The sequence below is a fragment of the Bacillus haynesii genome (assembly GCF_014042035.1).
Lineage (GTDB): Bacteria > Bacillota > Bacilli > Bacillales > Bacillaceae > Bacillus > Bacillus haynesii.
On record NZ_CP059494.1, the window covers coordinates 3293955 to 3316851 of the forward strand.

Here is a 22897-nt window from a genome sequence, read left to right on the forward strand (position 1 = left end):
CCGTTCATCAACTGCACGATTTTGCATTTTAAAGAGCAGTGAAGGGTATGATTCAGTTAGAATTTAATTAAACGTTTGTTTAAACTTTGTATTGAAAGGTGTGATCCGGGATGTCTGCAGAACAATTGCCGATATGGACGAAAGACTGCGTGAAGGGCTCATTGCCGAAAAGGGGGAATGGAAGTCATAAAGGAACTTATGGAACCGGACTGTTGCTCGCGGGAAGTGAAGATATGCCGGGAGCGGCTCTCCTTGCAGGAATCGGGGCGATGCGGAGCGGTATTGGAAAGCTTGTCATCGGAACGTGCGGGAGTGCGATTCCGCTGATCGTCCCTGTTCTTCCTGAAGCGACGTATTGGCGGGACGGCGCAGAAAAGGCGGCGTCCGGCAAGATTGCCGAACCTTACCGGGCGATTGCGATCGGACCGGGGCTGCTGTCTTCGCAAATGACTGAGCAAGCGGTCCGGAACGTATTGGCGAAAGACTGCCCGGTTGTCCTTGATGCGGGTGCTCTATCAAAACGATCATATCAAGAACGGGAAGCGCCAGTGGTATTAACGCCGCATCCGGGCGAATTTTCGAGAATGACAGGCTTGTCTATTCGAGAAATTGAGGCAAACCGGGCCGGCTATGCTCGAGATTATGCGGAGGAACACGGTGTTACTCTTGTCTTGAAAGGCAATGAAACGATCATTGCTTTCCCAGACGGCGAGTGCTGGAGGAATGTAACGGGAAATGGGGCGCTGGCAAAGGGGGGTACGGGAGATACGTTAACCGGGATGCTTCTCGGGATGCTGTGCTGTCATGAGAATCCGAGAGAAGCGGTGCTGAATGCTGTCCACTTGCACGGCGCATGTGCGGACGCATGGACAAAGACCAGATCGGCCCATACGCTCCTTGCGCATGAACTTTCCGATCTCCTGCCAACGGTATGGAAAGGGTATGAGGATGGAAATGAGTGAAACGCCCGGAATGCTCCGAACGTTTCACCTCAAAGCTTATGGATTGATTTTGCCGACTCCGGCATTTTGCTTGACGATTGATTTTACATTGTCGACATTGTCGAGTGAGTAGCTGTATGGCGGATTATAGGTTGTAGTAGAGGTAGTCGGCATGCTGCCCCTAGAGTTTACAAATTTGTTGTTGGATACATGCCAATAGCCCGGTGAACTGCTGTACCAAGAGACAATCGGATCTTTGGCGTTTTCAAAAAGGTTGTTCTCAATTTTGATGCGCGCGCCCATCCTCGAATTAATTCCGCTGTCGATGATCTTATTGAAATAGTTGTTGTAAATATGGCCCTCTCCGAAACGGAATGACGGCACACGCGAATTTAGATTCTCAAACCAGTTATGATGGAATGTAATCGTCCTGTTGTAATTGTCGCTGTCCGATGAGCCCATCAGCATGGATTTCCACCCATCGTGCACATAGTTCCAAGAGAATGTAATATATTCCGCATCTCTTTTGACGTCAAATAATCCGTCATAGTAATCTTTGTCAACGTTCAGGCTGTGGTAAAGCTCATTATGATCAACCCAAATGTTTTTAGAAGGGCCTTCAATGCCGATCGCGTCTTTATCGCCTGAGGCGACCTCGTGAATTTTCAAGTTGCGGATGATGATGTTGTTGGCACGCCATATTTTGATGCCGATGCCTTTGAGTTCGCCTTTGGTCCCTGACCCGACAATCGATACGTTTGACACGTCTTTGACGTCAATCTTTGATGCGGATGTATTTGAAGTTGTAATGGTGCCGTTGACATAAATTTTTAAAGGCGTGTTTGCATTCTTATTTTTTAATGCCGCAATCAGCTGATCTCCCGTTGTTACAGTTACCGTCTGACCGCCTTCTCCGCCCGTTGTTCCGCCGTTTAGTGTCGCGAAGCCTTTTAAGCTGAAGTCGGCAAGCGGATTTACTTTGCCCGAGCTTAACGAAGAAGCTGCTTCTGCCGAAACCGCCGCTGTCAATGACCCGATAACTCCTAATACAAAGATAAAGATGATGCTGATTAATTTCTTCATCAATATTCCTCCTATTGTTTCTTTTTTCATACCGTCGCTGTGTAGGAAGCGCTTACAATTATGGCGGATGCCAAGCGATGGACACTGGTTATCCCTCCCTTTTATTGGAATCAGAGAGAGCATAGCACATGTTTCTGAATTGTCTGAATAATCATGATGTGAGTTGGATTTGTGCATAAGCTGGTGATTATGCCAAATGACACGAATCTGAGAATAAGCGCATTTAGATAAAGGTCTTTCATCGTAATGGTGCAAAAAAAAAGAATCTATGAAATGAAAATCCATAGATTCTGATTCTAATACTTGTTTTCTCCAGTTTTTCATTTTTCGGATCGATTTACAGCTCCGCTTTTTCCTGCTCTGTGCTGTTGTATGATCGCTCCACGACTGAAGCAAGCGTATCGATAAACCGCGGATCCGTGTTCGGCATAGGCGGACGGTGATAGCTTGCGCCAAGCTCGTCCGTAACCACTTTGCATTCATAGTCGTTGTCATACAGCACTTCCAAATGGTCAGATACAAAACCGACTGGTGCGTAAATGAATGACCGGAAGCCTTCCTGATACAGTTCCTTTGTTAAGTCTTGGACGTCCGGGCCAAGCCAAGGATCGGGCGTGTTGCCCTCGCTTTGCCAGCCTACGGCGATCTGGTCAAATGACAGCCGTTCTCCGATTAGTTGTGCTGTTTTCTCGAGCTGATCCGGGTAAGGATCGCCATGCTCCCTGATTTTTTCCGGCAGGCTGTGTGCTGAGAATACGACGACCGCTTTTTCCCGCTCTTTTTCAGACATGTCGTTTAAAATGCTGCCGATTTCTTCAGACCAATAGCGAATAAAGCCTTCTTCCTGATACCACTCGTCAATCGATGCGATCCGTGGTCCGCCGATTGCTACTGCGGCCTGTTTGGCGCGCCGATTGTATACTTCGGTGCTGAAGGTGGAATAGTGGGGAGCTAAGACGACGGAAACGGCCTCTTCAATTTGGTCTTTTTTCATTTGTTCAACCGCATCCTCGATAAACGGAGAGATGTGTTTTAAGCCGAGATACATCACGTATTCGACTTTATCTTGGCGCTCGTTCAACGTTTTTTCCAGCTCTTTTGCCTGAGCGAGCGTAATTTTCGCGAGCGGAGAGATTCCGCCGATATGCTTGTAGCGTTTTTTCAAGTCTTCAATCATATCATCGGACGGTCGTTTTCCATGACGGATATGCGTGTAATACGGAATGATATCTTCTTCCTGATAAGGGGTTCCGTATGCCATGACTAACAGGCCGACTTTTTTTCGTTCCATATGTCTTCACCTCTGCTGCTGTTCTTGGCATGTTGTGCAGATTCCATATATTCCCATAAAATGCGAGTTCACTTTAAAGTTCGTCAATTGTGCTGCCGCATGCTCTACCTCTTTGAGGTGAGGATAGTCTAGATCAGCGATCTTCCCGCATGATTTACAAATGACATGATAATGCTGTGATGTAAACAGTTCATATTTGCTTTTTGCGTCTCCGTGAGACAGCTCTTTTAAAATGCCGAGCTTCACAAATAGTTTCAAGTTGCTGTAGATTGTTGGGAGACTCATGTACGGCAATTCCCGGTGAATGTCTTCTGCCGATGGATGGCCGCCCAAAGAAGCAATCGTTTTTAAAATCAGGACGCGCTGAGCTGTAATTCGTAAACCCCGCTTTTTTAATAAAGGGACGAGCTGCTCGTCTTCCACACGTAACATCCCCTGTCGTTCTTTGATTAAGGGCAGGCACCCGCATGCTTAAGAGGACGGGTGCCTGTACCTGAGAAAATGAGAATTTCATTGAGAATGATTGAACTGATTTTAGCCTTAAACTTCCTGCGGAACGGACAAGCCCAATCCTTCGGCAACTCGTGTGCCGTACTCCGGATCTGCTTTATAGAAATGCTGAATTTGACGAAGCTTAATTTCGTCTTTTGTCACCTGCTTCATCGAACCTACGATATTGCTGACAAGGCGGGTCCGCTCTTCTTCGCTCAAGAGGCGGTAAAGATCGCCGGCCTGTGTATAGTGGTCGTTATGGTCGTAGGCCGTGCTGTCCGCCGAACCTGACACCGGATAAGCCGTTGTTTTGTTTTCCGGAGATTCCTGAGGCCCTCCGAAGCTGTTCGGCTCATAGTAGACAGAGCCGCCGCCGTTTGAATCAAAGCGCATTTGTCCGTCTCTTTGATAATGATGAACTTCCGCTTTCGGATGGTTGATCGGCAGGCTGTTATGGTTTGCGCCGACGCGGTAGCGGTGTGCATCCGCATATGCGAACAGGCGTCCCTGAAGCATTTTGTCGGGAGACGGTTCAATGCCGGGCACCAATGTTCCAGGGGAGAATGTAGCTTGTTCAACCTCTGCGAAATAGTTTTCCGGATTCCGGTTTAGAACCATGCGGCCGACTTCAATCAGCGGATAATCTTTTTGCGACCATACTTTTGTCACATCGAACGGATCAAAACGGTACGTATCCGCATCCTCCAGCGGCATGATTTGAACATACAGCTTCCATGCCGGGAAGTCGCCTTTTTCAATCGCCTCATACAAGTCCTGTGTGTGATAATCGGGGTTTTCACCTGCAATCTTTGTCCCCACTTCTTCGGTCAGGTTTTTAATGCCTTGTTCTGTTTTGAAGTGGTATTTGATCCAGACGCCTTCTCCTTCGGCATTCACCCATTTGAATGTGTGGGAGCCGAAGCCGTGCATATGCCGGTAAGTCGCAGGGATGCCCCTGTCAGACATCAGGATGGTGACCTGGTGCAGGGATTCAGGAGACAATGACCAAAAATCCCATACGGCATCCGGGTTTTTCAAATGTGTGACCGGATGGCGCTTTTGTGTATGAATGAAGTCAGGGAATTTAATCGCATCGCGGATAAAGAAAACAGGTGTGTTGTTTCCGACGAGATCATAGTTCCCTTCCTCTGTATAAAATTTAACAGCGAAACCGCGCGGGTCGCGGACGGAATCGGCTGAACCGTTTTCGCCGGCAACAGTTGAAAAACGGACAAATAACGGCGTGCGTTTTCCAACTTCTGATAAAAATTTAGCTTTTGTATATTTGGAAACGTCATTTGTGACTTCAAAATAACCGTGCGCACCGGCGCCTTTTGCATGCACAACTCGTTCAGGCACACGCTCTCTGTTGAAGTGGGCAAGCTTTTCGAGCAAGTGGACGTCCTGAATCAGCGTCGGTCCGCGTGAACCAGCTGTCATTGAGTTTTGGTTGTCTCCAACTGGAGCGCCCCAGCTGGTTGTTAGGTTGTTTTTATTTGTCGTCATCAAAGGATCACCTCGCGTAAATTTTAATTACAAAACAATGATAACATTTCTCAAGAAAAAAACAATATTTATTTATAATTATTATAAAGAAAAATTCATTATCGTTGATTTAATGTATTGAAACTTGAATAACTTCCTGAACTTGGGATAAATTATTGTTAATTCCAAATAAAGGAGGAAAAGAGATGGATCAGCATTCAAACGAGCGGAAATCTGACATGGAGACGGATGATACGTTAACAAATCGGCAGGGCCACCCGATCACAAACAATCAGAATATCAGAACCGTGGGCAACCGGGGGCCTTCTACATTGGAGAACTATGATTTCTTGGAGAAAATCAGCCACTTTGACAGGGAGAGGGTTCCCGAGCGGGTCGTTCATGCCAGGGGAGCCGGAGCGCACGGCTATTTTGAAGCTTATGGGACAGCAGGCGATGAGCCGGTCTCAAAGTATACGAGAGCAAAGCTGTTTCAGGAAAAAGGCAAGAGAACCCCGGTGTTTGTCCGTTTTTCGACGGTGACTCACGGGATATCTTCACCGGAAACACTGCGGGATCCTCGCGGATTTGCCGTTAAGTTCTACACTGAAGACGGGAACTGGGATCTGGTCGGAAACAACTTGAAGATCTTCTTTATCCGCGATGCGGTGAAGTTTCCTGATTTAATCCATGCATTTAAACCGGACCCGGTTACGAATTTGCAGGATGGCGAAAGAATCTTTGACTTCATTTCCAACACGCCTGAAGCGATGCACATGATCACATTTTTGTTTTCGCCTTGGGGCATTCCGGCAAACTACCGGCAGATGCAAGGGTCCGGGGTCAACACGTACAAATGGGTGAATCAAGAAGGAGAGGCAGTCCTTGTGAAATATCACTGGGAACCGAAGCAGGGTATAAAAAACTTGACGCAAAAAGAGGCGGAAGAAATTCAGGCGAAGAACTTCAATCACGCCACACAGGATTTATATGAAGCGATTGAGCGGGGAGATTATCCCGAGTGGGAGCTGTTCGTTCAACTCATGAGCGATGATGAGCATCCTGAGCTCGATTTTGACCCGCTTGACGACACGAAGCTGTGGCCTGAAGATCAATTTCCTTGGCTGCCTGTCGGCAAAATGGTATTAAACAAAAATCCGGAAGACTACTTTACAGAAGTCGAACAAGCGGCATTCGGAACAGGGGTTCTTGTCGACGGGCTTGATTTTTCCGATGACAAAATGCTTCAGGGACGTACGTTTTCCTACTCGGATACACAGCGTTACAGAGTGGGAGCCAACTATCTGCAGCTGCCGATCAATGCGCCGAAAAAAAGAGTGGCAACCAATCAGCGGGGCGGCCAGATGCAGTACAAGGTCGATTTAGGCAAAAATCAAAGCCCGCACATCAACTATGAACCTTCAACAATCAACGGGCTGAAAGAAGCGAAGCAGGATGGCAAAGAATACACCCCGCATGTCGAAGGAAATCTGGTGCGCGAAAGTATCGACAGGCAGAATAATTTCAAGCAGGCCGGGGACACGTACAGGCATTTCGAAGATTGGGAAAAGGACGAGCTGATCACGAATCTGGTCAATACACTTGCCCCATGCGATCAAAGAATTCAAACGAAAATGATCGATATGCTGAAACAATGCGACAAGGAATATGGAAGCAGGGTCGAGGAAGGATTAAGAAACGCTTCCAGCAAAAATACATCCAGCCGGGAGCCGATCGGAGCAGAAGGCGCCGAAGATGCGCCGAGACAGGCGGAAGAAAAAGGGCATAGTGAAGATCCTTATTAAAGGATTATCCTTGTCTATTCAAATTGATGATAAAATACGGATACGCTTCTTCAGCGTATCCTTTTTATTTTGGAAAAATGGAGACAATCGGTTGAGCTGAGGAGGAAAAAAGAAGAATACAAAAAGAGGCTTGGGATGTCCGCTCCAATTTGCGAGAAAAATAACGAGCAAAAGCAACTCATCATTATAAAAGCCCGCTTCACATTATTAAACTAATATTTTCCTATATTCAATAAATGTACAAACTCACAGCAAAAAAGCAAACGATCTATATGGTAAAATTAAACATGTATAGAAAACAAAAACAAAAGGGAGGAGTTTTCATGTTGAAAAAGTTGGCAGCTGTCGTTTTAATGTTGGGAATCATGCTTTGCGGTGCCGGCGGAACGTCTGTTTTGGCATACGGAAAGTCAATTTCTCAGGAATCGATTCATCCCTACAGCACGGCATATACAGATGTCAAGGTGGTTGGCAAAACAGTCCGCTTTTATATTAAAGGATTGGAGAGTCCGTTTAATCAGACTTATTATGAAAGAGTCGCATGGACAAGCACTGATGAGGAGCCTGATACATTGAAGGACAACATTTTATCTGTGAAAATACCAGCGAAAACGGGAAGCAGGTATGAGGCAAACTCGAGCGAAAGGCTTGAGCTGATCAGAGAAAAGGTCAATTCAGGCGATATGGTTTACGGATGGGCAAAAGCGCAGAATGGCTATTGGTATCCTGCCGGTTCTGCTAAAATATCTTATTGAGCAAAGCAAAAAGCAGGCATCATCCCCGCCTGCTTTTTGTACGTATCGAAAACTGCTTTGAAACGAGCATCACTCCTGCTCCCCCCAATGACAAAGCTCCGGCAAACCAAAACACCTCCCGCAGCCCGAACAGTTCAGCCACTTTTCCCGCCACAACCGGTCCGAGAAAGAAACCGAGCGCATAAAAAGATTGATAGAAACCCATCACAGACATTTTGAGCTGAGGCGTACCAAGCTGAACGACTTTGCTGACCAAAAGCGGAAAAATAAATCCCAATGTCAGTCCTGTCACGGCGTGGATCACACACACCGCGAAAAGAGTCTCGGCAAACGGCAGCAAGCAAAAGAAAACAGCCGTTATCACATAAGATATCCATATCAGTGCATCGGCGGCCTTTACTTTGTAAAAGATACACCACACGGAAGCCAGCGTTTGCGGAACAAAAAAAGCGCACATGACCCAAATCAGCTGTTTCTCATCGATGCCGACCGATTCCGCGTAAATCGGCGTGAAACCGAACACGGTCATAAATAGCACAGCGTGGGCTAAAAACGATAATATTGTAATCGCTTTTAAATCAGGAAGACGCAACGTCTGTCTAACATAGTCTGACAAAGCCATCCCCTTGGCCGTATGGCCGGGCCCGTTATCTTTAATGTAAAATGACAGAATCAGTCCGATGCACGAAACGGCAACACCGATCCAAAACGGAAACATCCAGCCGAACAAATGGACGAGGTACCCGCTGACAGCCATGCTGATAAATTGGGGGAGAACCGTTAAAAACTGCAGGATGCCCATTGCTTTTGACGATTGATCTTTTGTGAAATACTGCGAGTATAAAACGGTTGCCATCACCCACATTGCCGCAGTCATACCGGCGAGCAGCCTGGCCGTGATCACCATGATGAACGAATCGAACAGCAGAAATATGCAGCAGCTCAACAGAGACATTGCAAAGCCGCTGATCAACAGCTGTTTTCTAAGCGGCGAAAGAACATCTGACAGGATGCCGAACGGAAACCGCAGTAATATCTGCGTAACGCCGTAGCTTCCCAATACAATTCCTATTGCTGAATATGAAAATCCGATGTTGTCTAAATATAATCCGAAAACAGGGACATAAATGTATGTAGCAAACCAGAAACAAAAGACGGCACCCCAAAAGATCATATGATCTTTCATTAAAATTTGTTTTTCTTCATAGACGATTTGTTTTTGCAGCTCCATCCCTTTTTACTCACGCCCCTTTTAAATTCAAGTACATCATAAATCCCGGTCGGAAAACAAGATGATTTTTTATCTTATTGAAATAGAATTGAACGGTTTGCTTGCAGCCGTCGTCCTAGATACAGAGACAAAAAGAAAGGGGGTTGGCGTTTTGTGGATCAAGCAGATGAAAAAGAACTGATCATACGGGCAAAAGACGGGGAAGATGAGGCTTTTACGATACTGTTTCAGCTCCACTATCCCTTTGTATATCAATATGTTCTGAAATTAACGCTGAACCCAGATCTCACAGAGGACTTGGTCCAGGAAACGATGCTGAAAGCGTATGTCAGCCTTCATCAGTTTCAAGGCAACGCGAAATTTTCAACATGGCTGATTTCTATTGCTTCCCGGCTGTTTATCGACCATCAGCGCCGGAAAAAACGCGAAAACCGGAAAACGCAAGCAGCAGGGGAGGAAGCATTGCGAAAAATGAAATGGATGTCAGCCCTTCACGGCCACGAATGGAGCGAATACTTGGAGCTTTTTGCTGCTCTTGAGCCTGAGTTCAGAATGCCAATTTTGTTAAGACACTATTACGGGTTTACTTACCCTGAAGTGGCAAACATGCTGAAAATAAAAGAAGGTACCGTCAAATCGCGCGTGCATCATGGATTAAAGAAGATTCGAAAGGAGTGGGAACAGTGACTGACCGAGATGAAAAAGAAACGGTTACACAGTTGAAACGCGAACTCGAAAGAATTGATGATAACTTTGTGCCGCCGGTTCCTCAAGTATTTGAACTGAATCAGCGTTTAGCACGGTTTAAGCAAGAGCGCAAGCGGGCGCTCAAAAAGGAATTGCTTTGTTTTATCGTCATGGCGCTGGTGATTTTATCGGCTTACTTGACGATTTCCATTCAAGTACCGGCTGTTTTTATCATGGTGCAGGGAGCGGCGCTTATATTGCTGCCAGCGCTCGCCCTGATAGAAAAAAGGCGGCGTACGGCTGACGGGGAGGCTGATTAAATGAATCTTGACATGACTCAGGAAAAACTGCTGCTGCTGCTTTACATTTCGCCACTTTTATTTGCGCAGAGTATCTTTCTATTTCTTAATGCGAAGAAAAAGGGAGCCAATGCGTGGTTTTGGGGAATATGGGGCTTGATCCAAACACCGATGCCTTTATTATTCTATTATTTATTTGTTGTAAGGCCGTTTCATAAGAAAAGGAGGCCGTCATCATGACTGAAACAGATATACCTTGGGCGCTGCTCGCTCCTTTCATTGTGCTGTATTTCATTTTAGCAGTGTCCGCATTGGTCAGTTGCATCAAACAGGAGAAAACGAATGGCCCAAAGTGGATGTGGATTTTGATCATTTTCGGGATCAGTTTTGTCGGTCCCGTCTCTTACTTTATCATCGGTAAAAAAACATATGAGAGGAGGCGGGTGTGATGCTGTCCGTCAATGGTTTAACAAAAATGTATCAGCAGCACCAAGCTGTCCAAAATGTCAGTTTTGACCTTGAATATCAGCAATGCGTTGCCCTTCTCGGGCCGAACGGAGCGGGAAAAACGACGACATTGCAAATGCTTTCCGGTTTATTGGCCCCTACATCAGGACGCATCCGCTTTTTGGGGAGAGAATCGATAAACAGGCTGGAAATCGGATATTTGCCTCAGCATCCTGCGTTTTTTTCATGGATGACAGCTTTAGAATATATGGTATTCGCCGCAAGGCTCTCCAAAATGAAACGTCGTGAAGCCCTGGAAAAGAGTCGAACCGCTTTGCGCTATGTCGGTCTGGAAAAGGAAGAAGACCGGAAAATCGGCGGTTTTTCAGGAGGGATGAAGCAAAGGCTCGGGCTGGCGCAGGCTTTGGTTCATGAGCCGAGGCTGTTGATTTTGGATGAACCTGTTTCCGCGCTGGATCCGGCGGGGCGGCGCGAAGTGCTTGATATGATGAAGGATTTAAAAAAGAAGATGACCATCCTATTTTCAACTCATGTGCTGCATGATGCCGAAGAGGTGTGCGATCAGGTGATCATGCTGAAAGAAGGGACTGTCAAATGGTCTGGTCCGCTTCATAGATTAAAGAACCGGCATTTAAAGCCATCTTATATCTTGACAGCTGAAGAAAGCCTTGAAGGATGGCTGGAACACCTGCCTTATGTCAGCAAAGTCATGTACCATAAGCCTTCACAAGCTGAATTTTATTTAACAGACCGGTCTGACAGCCGCCGACTGTTGGCTGAATGCTTGAACAGACAAGTATCGATTGTTCGTTTTGAACAAAAAACGATGTCCTTGGAAGATATGTATTTGAAGGTGATAGGGCTATGAATTCATTTTTTATGTTATTTCAAAAAGAATGGACGGAAAGCTGGAGGGACGGAAAGCTGCTTTGGCTGCCTGTCATTTTGATCCTTCTAGGCTTGATTCAGCCGCTCAGCATGTATTATATGCCTCAAATAATCGATATGGCCGGGAATTTGCCTGAGGGAGCCGTGATCGACATACCAAGGCCGAGAGGTGAAGAGGTAATGGCGAGCACCTTGTCCCAGTTCGGCACGGTTGGTACGGCAATTTTCGTTTTCAGCGTGATGGGCAGCATTGTCCACGAACGAAACCAAGGGTCCCTTTCATTGGTGATGGCGAGACCTGTCAGCCCGCTTCAGTATATCGGCAGCAAGTGGCTTCAGCAGGTGCTGCTCGTATTGATTTCGTTTGCTGTGAGCTACGGTTTGGCTTTCTATTATACAAATCTTCTATTTGGCAAGGTTGAATTTGACCGGTTTTTATTTAGTTTATCCGTGTACAGTATATGGATTATATTTGTCATGTCGGTCACGATGTTTTTCAGTGCTCTGTTTCGCCATATCGGGGGGATTGCCGGCATGAGCATCAGTTTCATCGCCTTCGTTTCACTGGCGGGTTCCTTATTTCCCCGCTTTACCGAATGGATGCCTGATAAGGCGAAAAGCCAGGCTGGCTATTTTATCATGCACGGTTCATGGGACCATGCTTTCGGCTGGATGGTGTTTTCGTCTTCGGGAATTGTGCTTCTTTTGTTCATGTGCACCGTTTTTGTTTTTAAAAGATATGAATCTTACTAATCAGCCGGGTTCGCCCGGTTTTTCTGATTGTCATCTTCATAGCTTAAGGTATACAATACATTGGAAGGTTTCGAGGGCGGATTTCAAAATATAAAAAAGGAGTGATCCAATGGGTACGCTTAACAGCCAGGCAGATCTTGCGGCTCAGTCAAAAGCTAAGCCGAACAGGTTATGGATCGCTGTCATATTGGGTATTTTATCAGGAATCGGTCCGGTTGTGATCGATTTATATTTGCCCGGCCTTCCGCAGATGGCATCTGATTTACATACGAATGCTTCAGTCGTTCAGCTCAGTTTAACATCGTGTTTACTGGGGCTGGCAATCGGGCAAATTGTCATCGGCCCTTTCAGCGATGTCCTCGGAAGAAGGCTCCCGCTGATCGTTTCACTGTCCGTTTTTGCCGCGGCCTCTTTTTTATGTGCTATGACATCCTCTGTATGGGTCTTGATTGCGATGCGGTTTATTCAAGGTGCAGCGGGTGCAGGCGGCATTGTCATATCACGCGCGATTGCCCGTGATCTATATTCTGGTACAGAATTGACAAAGTTCTTTTCGCTCTTGATGCTGGTTAACGGGATTGCGCCTATCATATCCCCGGTAGCGGGCGGCCAGCTGATGAAATGGACGACTTGGAACGGCGTATTTTTCATTATCGGCCTTTTTGGCTTGCTGATGATTTTGTCCGTTATATTCGGGGTTAAAGAGTCGCTGTCTCCGGAAAACCGTACGGCAGGCGGGTTCAAAGAGACGTTTGTATCATTTGGAAGGCTCTTCGGCCAGCGCACATTTATGGGATATGCCTTGGCGCAAGGGCTGATCGTAGCGGGGATGTTCGGCTATATATCGGCCTCTCCGTTTGTTTTGCAGGACATTTACAAATTGTCGGCTCAAGCCTTTAGTTTTTGTTTCGCATTAAACGGCCTGGGCATTATTATCGCAGCTCAGATTACGGGCAGGCTTGCCGGCCGGTTCGGCGAAGCGTCCCTTTTGCGAAGCGGTTTGCTGCTGTCTTTTACCGCAAGCGTTGTTTTATTTGTTTCTGTCTTTTTTAAAGCACCGCTGATTCTTATTTTAATCCCGCTGTTTGTCGTGGTTTCCTGCATCGGAATCGTGACGACGACCAGCGGATCCTTGGCCATGCAGAGCCAGGGAAAATCGGCCGGGAGCGCATCTGCGCTTTTAGGACTGCTTCCGTTTATTTTAGGAGCTGCCGCGGCGCCGCTCGTCGGTATTGGCGGAAGCCATACAGCTTTGCCGATGGCAGTCGTCATTCTGTTTTGCAATATCAGCGCGCTCGCTTGTTTTAACATGCTGGTTCGGCGGGCAGCGCTTAAATGAAAAAAAGCCTGCCGGCTCTTTTGCCGGCAGGCTGTAATGTTTTTAGCGTGGCAGGATATCAACTGTAGTTTCAGCGTGGTTGTAGTTTCGTCCGAACTTTTGCAGCTCTGCGGTGATTCTGTGAGTGCCTGCGTTTGGAAGCGTTTTCCGAACCATGACCAGTTTGAACTCAGAAGAGCTGAAAGCGTAAACCGGCACTCTGACCGTTTGCCCGTCATTTAAAATCTGTGTATAGCTCAGCGTTCTGCCGTTCAGCGAATCTCTCGTATTCGCATGGAATCGGTATGGGAAGTTAAATTCAACATAGCTTGAACCGACAAAAGAGTTCGGTTTGTAAGTGACTTCAATGTCTGAAGTTGTCCACTCTTTGTTGCTGTCAACCGTTTCGACATGCAGCGTCGGAGCGTTTCTGTAAAAAGTGGCGCTCGCTTCCTCTGTCGGAAGAAGGAAAGAAAACAATGCTGCCGAAGTTAATAGGCCGACTCCCATTTTTCCGATAAATTTACGTTTTAACATGTACTTACCCCTCCTAATGAACGTTTTAAAAAAAAGATGAAAAAGGAAATAAATAAGTTCATAATCCACTATATTCCTTTTCCTGTCCCATCAATCTATCACCGTTTACCAATCAAGTAAATATTTTTCGAGGAAAATTCTAAAAACTTTTAAAAAATGCATGATATGTAAAGAAAAATACAGCAGAACGGCTGCCGACAATTTCATGCCGGCAGGCCGAACATTGGTTTAACGAGGAACAATCTCCAAAGTTGTTTCAGCATGGTTGATGTTTTTTCCATTTTGCTGCAGTTCAGCAGTAATTCTGTGAGTGCCTGCGTTTGGAAGCGTTTTCCGGACCATGACCAGTTTGAACTCAGAAGAGCTTAAAGCATAGACAGGGACACGGACCGTTTGTCCGTCATTTAAAATTTGTGTATAGTCAAGCGTTTTTCCATTTAGTGTATCTCTTGTGCTTGCATGAAAACGGTACGGGAAATGAAATTCAACATAGCTTGAACCGACAAACGCGTTTGGTCTATAAGTAATTTCAATGTCTGAAGTTGACCACTCTTTATTGCTGTTAATGGTTTTTGCTTCAAGCACAGGCTTCTGAGTCGGGTTATCCGGTTGCGGATTATCCGGCTGCGGTTTTTGAGGCGGCTGCGGCTTAGGTGACGGCTTGAATGGCGGCGGACAAAAGATCGGTCCTCTAAAATGATTTGTTTTCACCTCTTGAGCATTTGCCCCTTGGGTAGGAATGATAAATGAAAACAATGCTGCAGAAGCTAATAGACCAACACTGATTTTGCGAATGAATTTTCGTTTAAGCATCGATAAGTTCCTCCTAAATGCAATGTTAAAGTTAAAGTAGAGGACGTCCTATTATGTTCAAGAAAAGGTAGAAACGAGATCGCGATCAACTATATTCCTTTTCTTGTTTAATTAATCTATCATCATTTACCATACAAGTAAATATTTTTAGATAAATTTCTAAAAAAAATTAGTGTAAATTGATAGTTTTCTGTCAATTGTTGGCCTTTTTTTATAAAAAGGAGTCGTATAAAGAACAAAATGGGTAATTATGTATATTGTGTTGCAGTTCCTTGAGGGGCGTTTTAATATAAAATAAAAAGGGATTAGGGGGATGGATGATGCAAGACATTCAGTTGTTTTTGGCCGGGGATTCAACGGTTTGCGACTATGATGGGGGCAGGGCGCCGCGTGCAGGCTGGGGACAGAAAATTGACGCGTTTTTAAGCGACGGTGTTTTGATCCGAAATGAAGCGGCATCAGGAAGAAGCTCTAGAAGCTTTATTGAAGAAGGCAGGCTGGAGCGAATCATGACACAGATCCGAAGCGGTGATTATTTGTTTGTCCAGTTCGGTCATAACGATCAAAAATTGGATGATCGCTATACAGAGCCATACACAACTTACAAGCAGCATTTGCGCCGTTACATTGATGACGCCCGGTTAAAGAAAGCCAATCCGGTCCTGATTACACCGGTCCAGAGAAGATCATTTGAAAGCGATGGCCGGTTCAAAAATACCCATGGCGACTATCCTGATGCGATGATACAGCTTGCGGAAGAGCTTCGGGTGCCGCTCATCGATCTCGCCTTCAAAAGCCGTCAATTGCTCGAATCGATGGGACCGGAAGCTTCCAAAAAGCTGTTTTTATGGCTTGAACCGGGGGAACACCCCAACTATCCGGACGGAGCCAGGGATGACACGCACTTTTGCGACTTTGGGGCAAATGAAATCGCTAAGCTTGTTGCGCAGGGAATAAAAGAAGCGGGAATTCCTTTATAAAAAAGTCTACTTGAGAATAATTTTCAATTATTTTTCAAAATTTTTGCACTTCCGATGTCAAACTGTGATACGATCAATCTCGTAAAGATTTTCAAAAGGAGTGCACATCATCCTATGATACGCCGCTTTTTTTCATACTATAAACCTCATAAACGTCTATTTTTCATCGATTTTAGCAGCGCGATCATCGTCGCACTGCTGGAGCTGGCTTTTCCCCTAGTCGTTCAGTGGTTCATCGATACGCTGATTCCTGGGGGAGACTGGCTTGAAATCGTCTGGGTAAGCATCGGCCTCTTACTGATTTACTTGCTCAGCACAGGACTGCAGTACATTGTCAATTATCTCGGGCATAAGCTAGGCATCAACATCGAAACAGATATGCGCCAGGAGCTTTTCCAACATGTACAGCGCCAATCTTTCCGCTACTTTGACAATACAAAAACGGGACATATCATCAGCCGCATCACAAATGATCTGTTTGATATCGGAGAGCTGGCCCATCACGGACCGGAAGATTTGTTCATCGCCGTGATGACCTTTTTAGGTGCATTTTGGATTATGCTGACGATTAATGTGAAGCTTGCATTGGTTGCTGTTTTGTTTGTGCCGTTATTGATTATATTAATCACTTATTCAAATATTAGAATGAACCGCGCTTGGCGCCAGATGTACAGCGAAATCGCCGATGTGAACGCCAGGGTTGAGGACAGCGTTTCAGGTGTTCGCGTCGTTCAATCTTTTACGAATGAGCGATTTGAGATTTCCCGGTTTTTAAAGAACAATCAAAAGTTCCGCAAGGCGAAGCTGAAAGGCTACAAAACGATGGCTCTCACGACTGCCGGAACCTTTTTGATGACGCGGCTGATGATTCTGGCAGTGCTTGTGTTCGGAGCTTGGCTCAGTTTTTCCGGGAATATGTCATACGGGGAATTCGTCGGATTTGTTCTTTATGTCAACGTGTTGTTTAAGCCGATTGATAAAATCAGCGCCATTTTGGAGCTTTATCCTAAAGGAATGGCAGGATTTAAGCGGTTTACGGAGTTGATCGATACAAAGCCGCAGATTGTCGACCGCAAAGATGCGATTGATGTCACGGCGTTGGAAGGAAACATCGTCTTCAAGAATGTGACGTTCGGCTATGAGAAACATAAACCTGTCCTGCAAGGCATCGATCTGTCAATAACAGCCGGAGAAACGGTTGCTTTTGTCGGGCCGTCGGGAGCTGGCAAAACGACGATCAGCTCGCTGATTCCGCGTTTTTACGATATAGACGGCGGAGCCATCACAATTGACGGCATCGATATTCGCGATATGACAAAACGCTCTCTCCGTTCGCAAATCGGCATCGTCCAGCAGGATGTGTTTCTTTTTACGGGGACGCTCCGTGAAAATATTGCCTACGGAAAACTGGATGCGACAGATGAAGAAATTCAGCGGGCCGCCAAAATGGCGCATTTGGAACAGCTGATCGAGTCCCTTCCCGACGGTTATGAAACCCAGGTCGGCGAAAGGGGACTGAAGCTGTCAGGGGGCCAAAAGCAGAGGATCGCAATCGCCAGGATGTTTCTAAAAAACCCGCCGATTCTCATATTGGACGAAGCCACATCAGCACTTGACACAGAGACGGAACAAGTGATTCAAAACGCTTTGACAGAACTCGCAAAAGACAGGACGACGCTTGTCATTGCCCACAGACTTGCCACGATCCGCAATGCCGACCGGATTGTGGTCGTCACAGAAAACGGAATCGCAGAAGAAGGAACACATGATGAACTTGTTGAGCGCGGCGGTATTTTCGCGAATCTTCATCGTGTACAGTACCAGTAGTCGTAAATGATATGAAACAGGCAAGCCCATGTTTGGGCTTGCTTTTTTAAGGGCAAAAGACCTTGAAAAGAGAGAGAACCGATGCTACACTTTCGTTATATACTATCGATATCGGATTTCGATATTGAGTTTCGTCAAAGGGGGTGCGGTATTGGAAGATAAGGTATTGCGAAAGCTATTTCTAGGATTTATTCAAATTCATATCCTGCACCACGCCAGCGAACACCCGATTTTCGGATTGTGGATGCTTGAGGAATTGAAAGAGCATGGATATAACATCAGTGCGGGAACGCTGTATCCGATCCTTCATTCAATGGAATCTGACGGACTTCTTCGAAAAGAAGAACAGAATGTGGACGGGAAAATCAGAAAATACTACTCAACCACGGAAAAAGGAGCAAGCGTACTGAAGGAAGCAAGATTGAAAGCATATGAACTGTTTAAAGAAATTAAAGAATAGAGGAGTGGAATGATGACAAAGCATAAAGCGGACAGAAGCTTGAAGTCGCTGCTTGAAGTTCTATTCGTTTCAACCAGGCTTGGATTGACATCATTTGGAGGTCCAATCGCCCATTTAGGATATTTTCATGCCGAATATGTCCGGAAAAGAAAATGGATGGACGAAAAAAACTATGCCGATCTGGTCGCTTTATGCCAGTTTCTGCCCGGCCCTGCCAGCAGCCAGGTGGGGATCGGAATCGGCGTGATGCGCGCCGGTATCATCGGCGGAATCTTAGCGTTCATCGGGTTTACTCTCCCATCTGTCATAGCACTCGTATTATTTGCCATGATTCTGCAAGGCTTTGATATCGGGACAGCCGGCTGGATTCATGGGTTGAAAATCGTAGCTGTAGCCGTAGTCGCCCATGCCATTATGGGTATGGCGCAAAAGCTGACACCTGATAAAAGGCGCAAGGTGATCGCGCTGTTTGCTCTAGTCGCCACCCTTCTCTGGCAGACAGCTTTTACACAGGTCGGAGTCATCCTGCTCGCCGCTTTTGCCGGATATCTTATCTATAAAGAGCAAGTTGAAACGGATGATGCCGTCATGCAGTTTCCTGTGTCGCGCCGGTTTGCGGCGGTTTGTCTCAGCTTGTTTTTCGGACTTCTCATTCTGCTGCCGGTGCTCAGGGAAATGACATCTTCCGGCTGGATTGCTATGTTTGACAGCTTTTACAGGTCGGGCTCTTTGGTTTTCGGAGGAGGGCATGTGGTCTTGCCGTTATTAGAACGGGAATTTGTACCGACGGGATGGTTAAGCGAAGAAGCATTTTTGGCCGGGTATGGAGCCGCCCAAGCTGTTCCGGGGCCTTTGTTTACATTTGCTGCATATCTTGGTGCGGTGATCAGCGGCTGGCAAGGCGGATTGCTCGCCACAGCGGCGATTTTTCTGCCGGCGTTCCTGCTGATTCTGGGGACGCTGCCCTTCTGGGATACGCTGCGCCGCAATCCTAAAGTAAAAGGCGCTTTAATGGGAGTGAATGCAGCCGTTGTGGGAATATTGATTTCCGCATTTTATCATCCGATCTGGACCAGCTCCATATTGGCGCCGATCGATTTTGCATTCGCTGCAGTTTTGTTCAGCCTGCTTGTCTACTGGAAGCTCCCGCCGTGGATCATCGTTGCAGCCGGTGCAGCCGGCGGTGCGTTGATGCAGCTGATGTAAGGGGAAAAGGCTGCCGACAATTTCGGCAGCCTTTTTTCTCGTATCAACGGTGTTCTTTTCCGATTTCGGGAAGCACCGTTTTGGCGATATTTTCGTCCAGTTTTTCATAGTCGTAGTAATGAATCGCATCATATAATTCTTCGCGCGTCTGCATGTCATCAAGCACACCCTTTTGCGTGCCTTTTTCGAAAATCTCCGCGAAGACCCGCTCATAAGCTTTCGCGGCAGCGCGCAGGGAAGTTACCGGGTAAATAACCATGCTGCAGCCGAGCATTTGGAATTCGTCAGCCGTGTAATAAGGCGTTTTTCCGAATTCGGTCATATTGGCCAGGAGCGGCGCTTTAATGGAAGAAGCCATTTCCTGGAACTCAGCTGCGCTCGTTAATGCCTCCGGAAAGATGGCATCGGCTCCCGCGTCGGCATATAAATTGGCGCGTCTGACGGCGGCTTCCATCCCTTCCGCTGCTTTTGCATCCGTGCGTGCTACGACGACGAGCGAAGGGGCGGTTTCTTTTATCGCTCTAATTTTTGCGATCATGTCTTCTGCCGGTACAAGCGTTTTTCCGTTTAAATGTCCGCATTTTTTAGGCATCTGCTGATCTTCGATTTGAACGGCTGCGACCCTGCTCTCAGCCATTTCGGCCGCCGTGCGCGCCGCATTTAGGACACCGCCGTAGCCGGTGTCGATATCGACCAAAAGCGGAAGATTTGCGGCTCTCACAAGTTCGCTGGCTTTTTCAGCGATTTCCTGGGAGTGTATCATTCCGAGGTCGGGGAGGCCGCGGCTTGCCGTGTAGGCCGCCCCGGAGAGATAGAGCGCTTTGAAGCCGATGTTTTTTGCGGTAATAGCTGCCATCCCGTCATGAACACCGGGTATTTTCAAAATATCAGGCGCTTTCATCAGCTTTCTGAATGCATTGGCCAGTTCTTCCTGAGTTGATTGTTTCGAGACAATCCACATATTCAAAACCTCCTAAATCACAAACAATTCCATAAAGTCCGGCACAGGTGTACCGCTTAATTGGTGAGGATCATTCAGCAGGGCGTTGATTCTTTCCGCTTGCCCCGCCGGAAAGCGCGTTTTTAAATTATTGATAAATTTGTCTTTTAAGAGCGGGATGCCCTCATGGCGGCGGCGCCGATGACCAATCGGGTATTCGACCGCGATTTTTTCCGAATGTGTGCCGTCTTTATAAAACACTTGAACAGCATTGGCGATCGAGCGTTTTTCCGGATCGAGATAATCGGTAGAATACTGTTTGTTTTCGACTGTCGTCATTTTTTCGCGCAGCCTGTCGATCTCCGGATTTTGCGCGGTTTCGTCTTCATAATGGTCAGCGGTAATATCGCCGTAGATCAGTCCGATCGCTGTTATATACTGAAGGCAGTGATCACGGTCAGCCGGATTGTGTAATTCGCCTGTTTTGTCGATAATCCGGATGGCCGATTCGTGCGTCGTGATCACGATTTGGTCGATGTCATCTAGTCTGTCCTTCACTTCAGGGTGAAGCCTGATCGCGGCCTCAGCAGCCGTTTGGGCGTGGAATTCAGCCGGATATGAAATTTTAAAAAGGACATTTTCGATGACATAAGAGTCGAGTGGTCTCGCGAGCGTCAATTCTTTTCCGCCGAATAAGACATCCTGAAAACCCCACATTGGAGCGGACAAAGCGGTTTTATATCCCATTTCGCCTTTCAAGGTCATCATCGCGAGCCTTACGCCGCGGCTGGTCGCATCACCTGCTGCCCAGGACTTTCGCGAGCCGGTATTCGGAGCGTGGCGGTACGTTCGCAGGCTTGAATTATCGACCCAGGCTTGGGAGACGGCGTTGACAACATCCTGTTTTGTGCCCCCCAATAGTGAGCATGCCACAGCAGTGGAGGCGACTTTTACGAATAGCACATGGTCAAGTCCGTTTCTGTTTAAGCTGTTTTCGAGAGCAAGGACGCCTTGAATTTCATGAGCCTTAACAATGGCCGTTAAGACATCGTTAATCGTGAGCGGTTCCTTGCCCGCCGCGAGCCGCTGCCTGCTGACATAGTCGGCGCAGGCTAAAATCGCTCCAAGGTTATCTGACGGGTGGCCCCATTCGGCCGCCAGCCATGTGTCATTATAATCGAGCCAGCGGATCATGCAGCCGATATTGAAGGCGCCGTGAACAGGATCGAGCTCAAATTGCGTTCCCGGGACGCGGGTGCCGTTCGGGACGACCGTACCCGGGGCAATCGGGCCGAGATGTTTGGCGCATTCCGGATATTTGAGCGCCAAAATGCCGCAGCCCAGTGTATCCATTAAGACGTAACGGGCGGTTTCAATTGCTTCTTCGCTTGAAATCTTGGCATTTACCGTATAGTCGGCGATCTCTTCCAGCAATTGATCACAATTTTGGAGCGTTTGACTTTCTGTTTTCATAATATCTATCTCCCTTCTTTCTGAATCAAAGCGAACTATGGATGAAGATGACGCGGTCCGGTATAGTGAACTCTCGGGCGGAACAGCCTGTTATCTTCGTGCTGTTCAATGACATGCGCGCTTAGACCGACCGACCGTGCCGCGAAGAATATCGGAGTATAGAGATCGATCGGTATGCCGAGCAGGTAATAGACCGGAGCCGCATAGTAGTCGAGGTTCGGATAAAGGCCTTTTTCTTCGCGCATCAGCTTTTCGCCGGCATCGCACATCTCATATAAATCCTGTCTGCCGGTTTTATGAGAAAGCGAATAGAGCGCTTTTTTCAGCAAGGCTGCACGCGGGTCCATCTTTCTCATATAGACGCGGTGCCCAAAGCCCATGATTTTTTCTTTTTTGCTTAACTTATGCTCAATCAGCTTGCAGAAGCCGGATTTTGTTTCTCCTTCGAGCAGCATGTACATCACCGCTTCATTCGCACCGCCGTGCAAATGTCCTTTAAGCGATGCTGCAGCGCCTGTGAAAGCACCGTATATGTCTGTGTTTGTCGATGCGATGACTCTTGCGGCAAATGTGGAGTTCGGCATTTCGTGCTCACTGTACAGCATTAATGTCTGATCAAAGACGGCTGTTTCTTGGGGAGTCGGTTCTTTTTCCGTCAGCATATATAAAAAGTTCTGGCTGAATGAAAGCTGTTTATCAGGTGTAATGATATTTTTCTGGTGAAGGATGCGGTAGCTGTTGGCGGTAATATTCGGAACCTGTGCGATCAAGCGTAGCGCTTTGCTTCTGTTTGCCGCTTGAGACCTGTCATTCAATTCAGGATCATATCCTGCCAAAGCGGAAATCCCGGTTCGGAGCGCATCCATCGGATGGGTATTATTCGGAAGCGACTTCAGAATGGTATAGATTCCGCCGGGCAGTTCATACGAATTTTTTAAAGCGCTTTCAATTCCTTTTAATTCCATTGGATCTGGCAGCTTATCTTGAAGGAGAAGATAGACGAGGTCAAGATATGTTTTTTGTTCTGCAAGTTCGATTAAATCATAGCCTTTAATGACGATTTGTTCCGCTTCCGTATCTAAGAAAGAAATATTCGTTTCCCCAGCGATAACGCCTTCTAATCCCGGTTTAAATACACCTTGTTTGCCCATTTTTCCACCTCTTA

The 22897-nt window shown here is 46.8% G+C and carries 24 protein-coding genes; 14 read left to right on the forward strand and 10 right to left on the reverse strand.

The features are described from left to right. The first annotated feature begins 110 nt into the window (after nucleotides 1-110). Nucleotides 111-962, forward strand: coding sequence for an NAD(P)H-hydrate dehydratase (locus H2R00_RS16275; protein ID WP_154997215.1), 852 nt, complete (start codon nucleotides 111-113; stop codon nucleotides 960-962). Nucleotides 963-998: 36 nt separating this feature from the next. On the opposite strand, the gene H2R00_RS16280 is transcribed toward H2R00_RS16275, so the two are convergent. The 4 genes from H2R00_RS16280 to katA all read right to left on the reverse strand — a co-directional run bounded on the left by H2R00_RS16280 (nucleotide 999) and on the right by katA (nucleotide 5313). Continuing rightward, entirely contained in the window at nucleotides 999-2024 is a 1026-nt protein-coding gene (locus tag H2R00_RS16280; protein ID WP_182069822.1) for a pectate lyase family protein, read from the reverse strand. A gap of 337 nt (nucleotides 2025-2361) precedes the next feature. Further along, nucleotides 2362-3315 carry a ferrochelatase gene (gene hemH, locus H2R00_RS16285; RefSeq protein ID WP_182069824.1) on the reverse strand — a complete coding sequence of 318 codons (954 nt, stop codon included), beginning with the start codon at nucleotides 3313-3315 and terminating at the stop codon, nucleotides 2362-2364. A 6-nt stretch (nucleotides 3316-3321) separates the two neighbouring features. Beyond that, the gene (locus H2R00_RS16290; protein WP_154997530.1) at nucleotides 3322-3738 is read right to left on the reverse strand and encodes a Fur family transcriptional regulator; all 417 of its coding nucleotides are present in this window, start codon (nucleotides 3736-3738) and stop codon (nucleotides 3322-3324) included. Between the two features lie 117 nt (nucleotides 3739-3855). After that, nucleotides 3856-5313 (reverse strand): catalase KatA, encoded by a 1458-nt coding sequence (gene katA, locus H2R00_RS16295; RefSeq protein WP_182069826.1) that lies wholly within the window; start codon nucleotides 5311-5313, stop codon nucleotides 3856-3858. A 185-nt stretch (nucleotides 5314-5498) separates the two neighbouring features. Here katA and H2R00_RS16300 point away from each other — a divergent pair, with 185 nt between their 5' ends. Then, the gene (locus tag H2R00_RS16300) at nucleotides 5499-7097 is read left to right on the forward strand and encodes a catalase (RefSeq protein ID WP_244958250.1); all 1599 of its coding nucleotides are present in this window, start codon (nucleotides 5499-5501) and stop codon (nucleotides 7095-7097) included. A gap of 323 nt (nucleotides 7098-7420) precedes the next feature. Next, nucleotides 7421-7852, forward strand: coding sequence for an enoyl-CoA hydratase (locus tag H2R00_RS16305; protein ID WP_154998723.1), 432 nt, complete (start codon nucleotides 7421-7423; stop codon nucleotides 7850-7852). Nucleotides 7853-7871: 19 nt separating this feature from the next. Here the strand turns inward: H2R00_RS16305 and H2R00_RS16310 are convergent, their stop codons facing one another. Continuing rightward, a complete protein-coding gene (locus H2R00_RS16310; RefSeq protein WP_182069828.1) occupies nucleotides 7872-9083 on the reverse strand; it encodes an MFS transporter in 1212 nt (403 codons plus the stop codon). A 153-nt stretch (nucleotides 9084-9236) separates the two neighbouring features. On the opposite strand from H2R00_RS16310, the gene sigY reads away from it, so the two are divergent. The 7 genes from sigY (at nucleotide 9237) to H2R00_RS16340 (ending at nucleotide 13517) form a co-directional block, all read left to right on the forward strand. Continuing rightward, nucleotides 9237-9770: an RNA polymerase sigma factor SigY gene (sigY, locus tag H2R00_RS16315; protein ID WP_154998727.1), complete on the forward strand. Its 534-nt coding sequence runs from the start codon at nucleotides 9237-9239 to the stop codon at nucleotides 9768-9770. Next, entirely contained in the window at nucleotides 9767-10090 is a 324-nt protein-coding gene (locus H2R00_RS16320) for a YxlC family protein (RefSeq protein ID WP_154998729.1), read from the forward strand. Before sigY ends, H2R00_RS16320 begins: the two co-directional genes overlap by 4 nt. Beyond that, nucleotides 10091-10309 carry a hypothetical protein gene (locus H2R00_RS21300; protein ID WP_025810585.1) on the forward strand — a complete coding sequence of 73 codons (219 nt, stop codon included), beginning with the start codon at nucleotides 10091-10093 and terminating at the stop codon, nucleotides 10307-10309. Further along, complete coding sequence (locus H2R00_RS16325; protein ID WP_154998732.1) at nucleotides 10306-10518, forward strand: PLD nuclease N-terminal domain-containing protein; 213 nt, start codon at nucleotides 10306-10308, stop codon at nucleotides 10516-10518. The genes H2R00_RS21300 and H2R00_RS16325 overlap by 4 nt, the downstream gene beginning before the upstream one ends. Further along, nucleotides 10518-11405 carry an ABC transporter ATP-binding protein gene (locus H2R00_RS16330; RefSeq protein ID WP_182069830.1) on the forward strand — a complete coding sequence of 296 codons (888 nt, stop codon included), beginning with the start codon at nucleotides 10518-10520 and terminating at the stop codon, nucleotides 11403-11405. The genes H2R00_RS16325 and H2R00_RS16330 overlap by 1 nt, the downstream gene beginning before the upstream one ends. Next, nucleotides 11402-12178, forward strand: coding sequence for an ABC transporter permease (locus tag H2R00_RS16335; RefSeq protein WP_182069832.1), 777 nt, complete (start codon nucleotides 11402-11404; stop codon nucleotides 12176-12178). The genes H2R00_RS16330 and H2R00_RS16335 overlap by 4 nt, the downstream gene beginning before the upstream one ends. A gap of 109 nt (nucleotides 12179-12287) precedes the next feature. Then, nucleotides 12288-13517, forward strand: coding sequence for a multidrug effflux MFS transporter (locus tag H2R00_RS16340; RefSeq protein WP_182069834.1), 1230 nt, complete (start codon nucleotides 12288-12290; stop codon nucleotides 13515-13517). A 42-nt stretch (nucleotides 13518-13559) separates the two neighbouring features. Here the strand turns inward: H2R00_RS16340 and bslB (H2R00_RS16345) are convergent, their stop codons facing one another. Together bslB (H2R00_RS16345) and bslB (H2R00_RS16350) are read right to left on the reverse strand one after the other, a co-directional pair. Beyond that, nucleotides 13560-14033, reverse strand: a complete 474-nt coding sequence (bslB, locus tag H2R00_RS16345) for a biofilm surface layer hydrophobin BslB (RefSeq protein ID WP_154998741.1) — start codon at nucleotides 14031-14033, stop codon at nucleotides 13560-13562. Between the two features lie 228 nt (nucleotides 14034-14261). Beyond that, on the reverse strand, nucleotides 14262-14846 hold the full coding sequence (gene bslB / locus H2R00_RS16350) for a biofilm surface layer hydrophobin BslB (protein ID WP_154998743.1): 585 nt from the start codon (nucleotides 14844-14846) through the stop codon (nucleotides 14262-14264). A 317-nt stretch (nucleotides 14847-15163) separates the two neighbouring features. Here bslB (H2R00_RS16350) and H2R00_RS16355 point away from each other — a divergent pair, with 317 nt between their 5' ends. The 4 genes from H2R00_RS16355 to H2R00_RS16370 all read left to right on the forward strand — a co-directional run bounded on the left by H2R00_RS16355 (nucleotide 15164) and on the right by H2R00_RS16370 (nucleotide 19319). Continuing rightward, entirely contained in the window at nucleotides 15164-15826 is a 663-nt protein-coding gene (locus H2R00_RS16355) for a rhamnogalacturonan acetylesterase (RefSeq protein WP_182069836.1), read from the forward strand. A 114-nt stretch (nucleotides 15827-15940) separates the two neighbouring features. Then, the gene (locus tag H2R00_RS16360; protein WP_182069838.1) at nucleotides 15941-17653 is read left to right on the forward strand and encodes an ABC transporter ATP-binding protein; all 1713 of its coding nucleotides are present in this window, start codon (nucleotides 15941-15943) and stop codon (nucleotides 17651-17653) included. A 151-nt stretch (nucleotides 17654-17804) separates the two neighbouring features. Further along, nucleotides 17805-18113, forward strand: coding sequence for a PadR family transcriptional regulator (locus tag H2R00_RS16365; RefSeq protein ID WP_020453412.1), 309 nt, complete (start codon nucleotides 17805-17807; stop codon nucleotides 18111-18113). A gap of 12 nt (nucleotides 18114-18125) precedes the next feature. Next, entirely contained in the window at nucleotides 18126-19319 is a 1194-nt protein-coding gene (locus H2R00_RS16370) for a chromate transporter (protein ID WP_182071103.1), read from the forward strand. Nucleotides 19320-19362: 43 nt separating this feature from the next. Here the strand turns inward: H2R00_RS16370 and prpB are convergent, their stop codons facing one another. The 3 genes from prpB to mmgD are packed head-to-tail and all read right to left on the reverse strand — an operon-like array spanning nucleotide 19363 to nucleotide 22883. Beyond that, the gene (gene prpB, locus H2R00_RS16375; protein WP_154996678.1) at nucleotides 19363-20280 is read right to left on the reverse strand and encodes a methylisocitrate lyase; all 918 of its coding nucleotides are present in this window, start codon (nucleotides 20278-20280) and stop codon (nucleotides 19363-19365) included. A gap of 12 nt (nucleotides 20281-20292) precedes the next feature. Further along, on the reverse strand, nucleotides 20293-21732 hold the full coding sequence (locus H2R00_RS16380) for a bifunctional 2-methylcitrate dehydratase/aconitate hydratase (RefSeq protein ID WP_182069840.1): 1440 nt from the start codon (nucleotides 21730-21732) through the stop codon (nucleotides 20293-20295). A gap of 35 nt (nucleotides 21733-21767) precedes the next feature. After that, on the reverse strand, nucleotides 21768-22883 hold the full coding sequence (gene mmgD / locus H2R00_RS16385) for a citrate synthase (protein ID WP_182069842.1): 1116 nt from the start codon (nucleotides 22881-22883) through the stop codon (nucleotides 21768-21770). Nucleotides 22884-22897 lie beyond the last annotated feature (14 nt).

What these genes read in the sequence shown, in the direction of transcription:
- H2R00_RS16275 (WP_154997215.1), top strand. Translation starts at nt 111, where the DNA reads ATGTCTGCAGAACAATTGCCGATATGGACGAAAGACTGCGTGAAGGGC.
- H2R00_RS16280 (WP_182069822.1), bottom strand. Translation starts at nt 2,024, where the DNA reads ATGAAGAAATTAATCAGCATCATCTTTATCTTTGTATTAGGAGTTATC.
- hemH (WP_182069824.1), bottom strand. Translation starts at nt 3,315, where the DNA reads ATGGAACGAAAAAAAGTCGGCCTGTTAGTCATGGCATACGGAACCCCT.
- katA (WP_182069826.1), bottom strand. Translation starts at nt 5,313, where the DNA reads ATGACGACAAATAAAAACAACCTAACAACCAGCTGGGGCGCTCCAGTT.
- H2R00_RS16300 (WP_244958250.1), top strand. Translation starts at nt 5,499, where the DNA reads ATGGATCAGCATTCAAACGAGCGGAAATCTGACATGGAGACGGATGAT.
- H2R00_RS16305 (WP_154998723.1), top strand. Translation starts at nt 7,421, where the DNA reads ATGTTGAAAAAGTTGGCAGCTGTCGTTTTAATGTTGGGAATCATGCTT.
- H2R00_RS16310 (WP_182069828.1), bottom strand. Translation starts at nt 9,083, where the DNA reads ATGGAGCTGCAAAAACAAATCGTCTATGAAGAAAAACAAATTTTAATG.
- H2R00_RS21300 (WP_025810585.1), top strand. Translation starts at nt 10,091, where the DNA reads ATGAATCTTGACATGACTCAGGAAAAACTGCTGCTGCTGCTTTACATT.
- H2R00_RS16325 (WP_154998732.1), top strand. Translation starts at nt 10,306, where the DNA reads ATGACTGAAACAGATATACCTTGGGCGCTGCTCGCTCCTTTCATTGTG.
- H2R00_RS16330 (WP_182069830.1), top strand. Translation starts at nt 10,518, where the DNA reads ATGCTGTCCGTCAATGGTTTAACAAAAATGTATCAGCAGCACCAAGCT.
- H2R00_RS16335 (WP_182069832.1), top strand. Translation starts at nt 11,402, where the DNA reads ATGAATTCATTTTTTATGTTATTTCAAAAAGAATGGACGGAAAGCTGG.
- H2R00_RS16340 (WP_182069834.1), top strand. Translation starts at nt 12,288, where the DNA reads ATGGGTACGCTTAACAGCCAGGCAGATCTTGCGGCTCAGTCAAAAGCT.
- bslB (WP_154998741.1), bottom strand. Translation starts at nt 14,033, where the DNA reads ATGTTAAAACGTAAATTTATCGGAAAAATGGGAGTCGGCCTATTAACT.
- bslB (WP_154998743.1), bottom strand. Translation starts at nt 14,846, where the DNA reads ATGCTTAAACGAAAATTCATTCGCAAAATCAGTGTTGGTCTATTAGCT.
- H2R00_RS16355 (WP_182069836.1), top strand. Translation starts at nt 15,164, where the DNA reads ATGATGCAAGACATTCAGTTGTTTTTGGCCGGGGATTCAACGGTTTGC.
- H2R00_RS16360 (WP_182069838.1), top strand. Translation starts at nt 15,941, where the DNA reads ATGATACGCCGCTTTTTTTCATACTATAAACCTCATAAACGTCTATTT.
- H2R00_RS16370 (WP_182071103.1), top strand. Translation starts at nt 18,126, where the DNA reads ATGACAAAGCATAAAGCGGACAGAAGCTTGAAGTCGCTGCTTGAAGTT.
- prpB (WP_154996678.1), bottom strand. Translation starts at nt 20,280, where the DNA reads ATGTGGATTGTCTCGAAACAATCAACTCAGGAAGAACTGGCCAATGCA.
- H2R00_RS16380 (WP_182069840.1), bottom strand. Translation starts at nt 21,732, where the DNA reads ATGAAAACAGAAAGTCAAACGCTCCAAAATTGTGATCAATTGCTGGAA.
- mmgD (WP_182069842.1), bottom strand. Translation starts at nt 22,883, where the DNA reads ATGGGCAAACAAGGTGTATTTAAACCGGGATTAGAAGGCGTTATCGCT.